Origin of the sequence: Segeticoccus rhizosphaerae, from assembly GCF_009192725.1 — a bacterium.
Classification (GTDB): Bacteria; Actinomycetota; Actinomycetes; order Actinomycetales; family Dermatophilaceae; genus Segeticoccus; species Segeticoccus rhizosphaerae.
The window spans coordinates 1-6,608 of the sequence record NZ_VOHR01000216.1 but is presented as its reverse complement, the minus strand read 5'-3'; the positions used below and the strand labels follow the sequence as shown (position 1 = coordinate 6,608).

The 6,608-nt window shown below is 70.4% G+C and carries 7 protein-coding genes; 1 reads left to right on the top strand and 6 read right to left on the bottom strand.

Annotated elements, in window-relative coordinates; translation table 11 throughout:
• The first annotated feature begins 37 nt into the window (after window positions 1-37).
• Window positions 38-1,231, top strand: coding sequence for a DNA glycosylase AlkZ-like family protein (locus FRW57_RS15250; protein WP_338055371.1), 1,194 nt, complete (start codon window positions 38-40; stop codon window positions 1,229-1,231).
• Between the two features lie 9 nt (window positions 1,232-1,240).
• Here FRW57_RS15250 and FRW57_RS24800 read toward each other — a convergent pair whose 3' ends face one another.
• The 6 genes from FRW57_RS24800 to FRW57_RS15225 all read right to left on the bottom strand — a co-directional run.
• Entirely contained in the window at window positions 1,241-1,366 is a 126-nt protein-coding gene (locus tag FRW57_RS24800) for a hypothetical protein (protein WP_274381524.1), read from the bottom strand.
• A 207-nt stretch (window positions 1,367-1,573) separates the two neighbouring features.
• Window positions 1,574-2,515, bottom strand: coding sequence for an N-acetyl-1-D-myo-inositol-2-amino-2-deoxy-alpha-D-glucopyranoside deacetylase (gene mshB / locus FRW57_RS15245; protein WP_202911327.1), 942 nt, complete (start codon window positions 2,513-2,515; stop codon window positions 1,574-1,576).
• 139 nt (window positions 2,516-2,654) lie between these two features.
• Window positions 2,655-3,572 (bottom strand): RNA polymerase sigma factor SigJ, encoded by a 918-nt coding sequence (gene sigJ, locus FRW57_RS15240; protein WP_238384433.1) that lies wholly within the window; start codon window positions 3,570-3,572, stop codon window positions 2,655-2,657.
• Window positions 3,569-4,495 (bottom strand): NAD-dependent epimerase/dehydratase family protein, encoded by a 927-nt coding sequence (locus tag FRW57_RS15235; RefSeq protein ID WP_152186392.1) that lies wholly within the window; start codon window positions 4,493-4,495, stop codon window positions 3,569-3,571. The genes sigJ and FRW57_RS15235 overlap by 4 nt, the downstream gene beginning before the upstream one ends.
• 109 nt (window positions 4,496-4,604) lie before the next feature.
• Window positions 4,605-5,477: an LLM class F420-dependent oxidoreductase gene (locus FRW57_RS15230; RefSeq protein WP_152186391.1), complete on the bottom strand. Its 873-nt coding sequence runs from the start codon at window positions 5,475-5,477 to the stop codon at window positions 4,605-4,607.
• A 106-nt stretch (window positions 5,478-5,583) separates the two neighbouring features.
• On the bottom strand, window positions 5,584-6,608 hold a 1,025-nt coding region (locus tag FRW57_RS15225), incomplete at its 5' end, for an RNA polymerase sigma factor (RefSeq protein ID WP_152186390.1).

Below are 6,608 nucleotides of genomic sequence, written 5' to 3'. Positions count from 1 at the left end.
AGCTCGCGGCCGTCCTCGACGAGGCCGCCCGCTCGTCGTGAGGGAGCGGCCGGTGCGCCGGCTCACCCGCGCCCAGGCACGCCGGATCGCGGTGCGCGCACAGCTGCTCTCGGCACCACGGCCGCGGGAGCTGCTCGACGTGCTGCGCCACCTCACCCTCATCCAGGTCGAGCCGACCGCCGCAGTCGTGCCCAGCGCCGAGCTGGTCGCGTGGAGCCGGCTCGGGAACGCCTATCGGGTCGGCGACCTCGATGAAGCCGTCTCGGCCGGGAGACTCGTGGAGCTGGAAGCCGGACTGCAACCCGTTGATGACCTCCCGCTCCACCGCGCCGAGATGGAGCTCTGGCGCGGGACCGGACCGATGCAACCGTGGCAGGAGGAGACGCGCGACTGGGTGGCGGTCAACGACGATGCGCGTCGCGAGATCCTCGCCATCCTGTATGACGACGGTCCGCTACCGACCTCGGCCCTCCCGGACGCGACCTTGGTGCCGTGGGAGTCCAGCGGCTGGAACAACAACCGCAGCCTGAGGGTGCTGCTGCACCAGCTGGTCCGCCGTGGTGAGGTGGCACTCGCCGGCCGGGACGGGCGCGACCCGCTGTGGGACCTGGCCGAGCGGGTCTACCCGGACGGCCCCACCGTGCCGCTGGAAGAGGCGATGCGGATCCGCAGCAGCCGGCAGCTGCATTCGCTCGGGCTGGCGCGGGTCCGTGGCGTCAAGACGCCGCGCGAGCCGCACGACCTCGGCCCGGTCGGCGAGCCCGCCGTGGTGGAGGGAACCAAGGGGCAGTGGCGGCTCGACCCGTCATACCTCGATGGCTCGTTCCGGGGCCGGACCGTCCTGCTCTCGCCGCTGGACCGGCTGGTCTTCGACCGCGAAAGGATGGCCGACCTCTTCGAGTTCGACTACCAGCTCGAGATGTACAAGCCTGTCGCCAAACGGCGTTGGGGATACTGGGCGATGCCGGTGCTGCACGGTGACCGGCTCGTCGGGAAGGTCGATGCGACCGCCGACCGACGGGCCGGCGTGCTGCGGGTCGGAGCCATCCACGAGGACGTGCCCTTCACGGCCGCGATGTCGACCGGGGTCGCCGCAGAGCTCGACCGCCTTGCGCGATGGCTCGGACTCGACCTCGCCGGCGACTGGGTCACGGTGCGGCGTCGCGGCACGAAGAACCGGGCCGCTCGATCGAGCGACCCGGTGATTTCGGCTGATCATCCCAGCCCGTGAGCGACTGCCTCAGCCCTTCTTGCCGGGGTGGGCGTAGCGCTCGATGACCTCACCGTAGGCACGGTTCTGCTCCAACCAACGCTGGAACCGCGTGGTGACGGTCTTGGCTCCTGCGTGGCGCGTCTGCGACTTCACTGTTCCTCCTCAACAACGATCGGCGTGGCGGCTCCGGTTTGCCCGGACGGACGGGGCCGGTCTCGAGTCGGCATCCCGTCACACACGTCAACACCCAGCCGCGCCAGTCTCTTCCACCAGTCGGGCGGATGTGACTCACTTCTCCTCCGCGCGGTCGTTGTTCACCGCGGGCGCCAGTCGGTAGGTGGTGAGGTGGTGGGACACGAGTCAGACCCCGAGGCCGGCGAAGACGTCGTCGGCCTCGGGGCCGTCGAACGGGAGGCCGCCCGCCAAGCGGAAGCACTCCTCCCACATCGGCCCCGGGGGTGCGTCCTGGAGCTTGAAGAAGAACTCGTCGGCCGGGATCTGGGTGGCATGCGCGCGCAGCGCCGCGAAACGTCGTGCGGCATAAGGGTATCCGTCGATGCGCACCGCGATGTCGGAGTCGCGGACGCTCATCATCGGCGGCTCGTCGGAGTCGAGGTCGAACGAGTCGAAGAACTCGTCGGACTCACCGGCCGCCCGCGCCTGGGTGATCATGGTGCGGACCATGCTCTCGGACATCGCCGTCCACAGCGTCCGCTGCACCTGCCACGGGGTGCCCAGGTCCTTCCGGTAGGAGGGGATCCCGGCCAGCGACACGGCATACATCGCGACGCGGTGCGCCTGGATGTGGTCGGGATGCCCGTAGTGGCCGTTCTCGTCATAGGTGATCAGCACCTGGGGGCGACGGTCGCGGATCACGGTGACCAGCTCATTGGCAGCCTCCAGCAGGTCTGCGCGCCAGAAGGACTCGTCATGCACGTCCTTCGCCGGGACCACCCCGCGCTTCTCGTCGTAGGCCATTCCCGAGTCGCGCCAGCGGCCGTCCCCGCCCAGCCGGACGAAGTCGGTCACACCGAGCTCGGCCATCGCCTTGGTGAGCTCCTCCAGCCGGCACGGTGCGAGGGCGTCGTCCCGATCGGCGTGCAAGTGGGCGAGCTCGGGGACCACCACCTCACCGAGCTCCCCGAGGGTGCAGGTGACGAGGGTGACGGCGGCCCCCGCGGCCGCATAGTGCGCCATCGTGGCACCGGTCTGGCTCGACTCGTCGTCGGGATGGGCATGGACCAGCATCAGCCTGCGGGCGGGAACCGGCATGGCTTGGATCTGGGGATCGACAGTGCTCACACCACCACGGTAGCCATCGGCGGCGCCGGGACGCCCGCCAATTTCGCCGCGCGTGCGGACGGCCCCCAGGAAGCACTCGAGAGGTCGGGGGCACGCGTTCTCCGTCCCGGGGACGTTCCGAGCGGCCCGTGCGTCCAGGTCATCCCCGAGAGCGCAGGAGCGCTCCGAGGTCGGCGACCGGCCCCAGGTGCGCCAGCTTGTCGGGGTTGGCGATCGCGCTGATGCCGGTGATCTGGCCATCGGTGACCTCGAGCGCCAACACGGTGATCAGCCGCTGCTCGCCGTCGAGGTAGATCGCGCCCGGACCGCCGTTGACGTCGACCAGGCGCGACGACACCTGGGGCAGACCCTGTGCGAGACGCATCCAGTTGACGACCGTGCGTGCGACGCGGCTGCGCCCGCGTTGCGACCGTGCCAGCGCAGGAGCCTTGCCGCCGCCGTCACCGGTCAGTGACACGTCGTGCGCCAGCAGCGACTCGAGGCCGGCGAGGTCGCCCTGCTCGGCGGCCGCGAAGAAGCGCCGGGCCAGCTCGTCACGTTGCTCGCGCGTGGTCTGGAACCGCGGTCTGCCCATCCTGACGTGGCGTCGGGCGCGAGTGGCGAGTTGGCGCACGTTGTCCTCGTTCTTGCCGACGATCGCCGCGATCTCCGGGTAGTCGTAGTCGAAGACGTCGCGCAGCAACAGCACGGCTCGCTGCTCGGGAGAGAGGCTCTCCAGCAGCACCAGCACGGCGAGCGACAACGAGTCGGCCCTCTCGGCGTGCGTCGCGGGGTCATCCCCGCGGTCGGTGATGATCGGCTCCGGGAGCCAGTCGCCGACGTAGCGTTCGCGGCGTGCGCGGGCAGATCGCAGCTCGTTGATCGAGAGCCGGGTGCTCACCGTGGCCACGAACGCTCGAGGGGAGGCGATCTGCTCCCCGGCATCAAGCGCCTGGTGCACCCGCAGCAGCGCCTCCTGCACCACGTCCTCGGCCTCGGTCACGCTGCCGAGCATCCGGTAGGCGATCGCAAAGGCGACCGGCCGCAGCTCGTCGAGCAACTGCTCCCGCTCGGTCACGCCGCGAACCCCTGCCGCCAGCTCGGGTGCGCCGGACGCCATACGAGCTCGCGCTTGGCCTTGGCGTTGGAGGCGCCGCGGAGCTCGGTCATCATCACCACGCCCGTCTCGCCCGCAAACAGGCGCCCGACGAACCGTGGCACGCGCATCGGCGCCTTGGCGCCCAGGGTCTGCGCCAGCGCGGGCAACCACTCGGCGACCGGAGCCGGTTCGTCGTCGACGATGTTGTAGATGCCGCGGGTGCCGCGCTCGACGGCAGCTGCGGTCGCGTCTGCGGCGTCGGCGACGTGGATGAACGACCACACGCCGGCACCGTCGCCGACCAGCGGGAACCTCCGCTTGCGCACCATCTCGGTCTGGTCGCCACCGGGTGCGAGGGACGTGCCGGGCCCGTAGAAACCGCCATAGCGCAGCACGATTCCCTGCGTCCACTGCGCGCCGAGGACGGCCTCCTCGAGGTGCAGGATCGCCGCCACGGTCTCACGCATTTCGCGCGCCGGCGACGGGTCGACCGCGTCCTCCTCGTTCTTGACCGGACCGCCGGTGCGCGCGTAGGCCGCGAAGTAGCTCTGGGCCACGAACCGTCGCACGCCCACCGCCTGCCCCGCCGACAGCAGGTTGTCCGTGCCCTCCGTGCGCAGCCTGTTGGTCGCCGCGAAGCTGCGGTCCATCTGACGCAGGTCCAAACCGCCGATGGCGGTCAGCTCGTGCACGATCACCTCCGGGCGCGCCCGGCCGACCGCCTCCGCGACCTGGTCGGGATCCAGCGCGTCCGCGACCACCGGCACCGCTCCGAGCCCGCGCAGGAGGTCCTGCTTCGACTCGCTGCGCGTCATGCCGTGCACCTCGTGTCCTGCCGTGACCAGTCGGGGCACGAGCTGCCGCCCGATCGCACCTGTCGCCCCGGCGACCAAGATCCTCATCACTGACTCCCATCTCGTGAGATTGACTGTTACCCCCACATGACAAGACAGCAGCGCCGGCTGTGACACCTCTGGACGACTCGCTCGCACGGGCGGCGGGAAGGCTTGGTCAGAACCGCGCGGCTTCGGGGATGATCCGCTCGCCGAAGAGCTCGAGCCAGGACGGGTCCGACCCGTCGCCGACCCGGCTGTGCACGTGGCTCACCCCGAGCGCCGCGAGGTCCTGCAGGTGCGCGAGGACGGCGTCGACGTGCTCACCGTGCTGGCCCGGATCGATCGGCAGCATCACCGTCTTGGCGATGTCGTCGTAGTCACGGCCCACGTCCTCGCAGTGGCCGCGCAGCACGTCCAGCTTGTGCTCCAACGACGGGTCGTCGAACAGGTTGCAGGCTTGGGCGTACTGCGCGACCAGCCGCAGCGTCTTCTTCTCACCACCACCGCCGATGAGGATCGGTGGGTGGGGCCGTTGCACGGCCTGCGGCGAGTTCAGGGTGCGGCCGAGCTGGTAGTGAGTGCCGTCATACGGCTCCTCGCTGTCGCTCCACATCTGCAGACAGATCTGCACCGTCTCCTCGAGCCGCTCGAACCGCTCTGCAGTCGGGGGGAAGGGCAGCCCGAGTCCCTGGCACTCCTCCTCGTTCCAGGCGGCGCCGATGCCGAGCCAGGCCCGACCACGTGAGAGCACGTCGAGGGTGGTGACCTCCTTGGCCAGCAGGCCCGGCTCGCGGTAGACGGCGGCCGTGACCCAGGCAAGCAGCTCGATGCGCTCGGTGACCGCCGCGAGGTAGCCCAGCGTGGTGTAGGCCTCGAGCATCTCGTGTTCGCGGGGCCCCACCGGCCCGATCTGCCAGACGTGATCCATCACCGAGAGCTTGCGGAAGCCCACGTCCTCGGCCAGTTTGGCGGTCGTGCGGAGGTCGTCGACCAGGCGGTGCGGACCGCCCGACCAGGTGAAGTTCGCGAGGTGCAGTCCCACATCCATTCTGGTGAGCGTACGCCTCGAGTTCGCGATCGGCACGGCGCGGGAGCTCACCCGGGCGATGGCGCCCGTGCGGCATCCCCGAGCGCGGAGTGGAGGGCGCCTCGACTCACAGTTGTTCGACTGAGCGGCGCTCACCTGGTGGCGAGATCCCTTGGCGTTGCAACCGGGCCGCGCGACGATTGAGGTAGCGCTGCTCGGGCTGGCTCGCGGTCAGCTGCGCCGCCCTGCGGTAGGCCGAGACCGCCTCATCCGGCCTGCCGGCCATCTCCAGCAGGTGCGCCTGCACGGCATACGTGCGGTGGTGGCGTCGCATCGCGGGATCGGCCAACAAGGGCTCGATGAGGGCGAGCCCCTGGGTTGGCCCGAGCGACATCCCTTCTGCAACAGCACGATTGAGCAGAACCGCGGGACTGGGTGCGACCTTTCCGAGCATCTCGTAGAGCAGGCTGATCTGCAGCCAGTCGGTCTCCTCGGAGCTCGTTGCCTCGGCATGCACGGCGGCGATCGACGCCTGCAGCTGATAGCGGCCGACGTGTCCTCGTGGCAGCACTTCCTCGAGGAGGGCCACACCTTCGGTGATCAACGTCCGGTCCCACCGGGCGCGGTCCTGCTCCGCCATGGGCACGAGGTCACCGCGGTCGTCGGTCCGAGCATCGGCGCGAGCGTGCGTGAGCAGCATCAGCGCGAGCGCACCCGCGACCTCGTCGTGGTCGGGCAGCAGCAGGCGCAGTCGTCGGGTGAGCCGGATCGCCTCCAGAGCCAAGGTGCGGTCGAGCAGCGTGTCGCCTCCACTGCGGGTGTGCCCCTCGTTGAAGACCAGGTGGAGGACGTCCAGCACCGCGGCCACGCGACCGGGGACGTCAGGCTCGGCCGGTGCCTCGAAGCGCGCGCCCGCCGAGCGGAGGGTCGCCTTGGCCCGGCTCACCCGCTGGGCCATCGTGGCCTCGGGCACCAGGAAGGCGCTCGCGATCTGCGCGGTGCTCAGGCCGGCGACGGCGCGCAGGGTCAGGGCGACCTGGGACGGTCGGCTCAATGCCGGGTGGCAGCACAGCAGGAAGAGCTGCAGCGTGTCGTCCGTCCCGGGGGCGCGGTCGGCGTCGGCGGGCGGAGCCTGCTCGGCGTCGCGCGGCT

Excerpts from the sequence above, each read along its gene's own strand:
- FRW57_RS15235 (WP_152186392.1), bottom strand. The coding sequence starts at position 4,495 with ATGAGGATCTTGGTCGCCGGGGCGACAGGTGCGATCGGGCGGCAGCTC.
- FRW57_RS15230 (WP_152186391.1), bottom strand. The coding sequence starts at position 5,477 with ATGGATGTGGGACTGCACCTCGCGAACTTCACCTGGTCGGGCGGTCCG.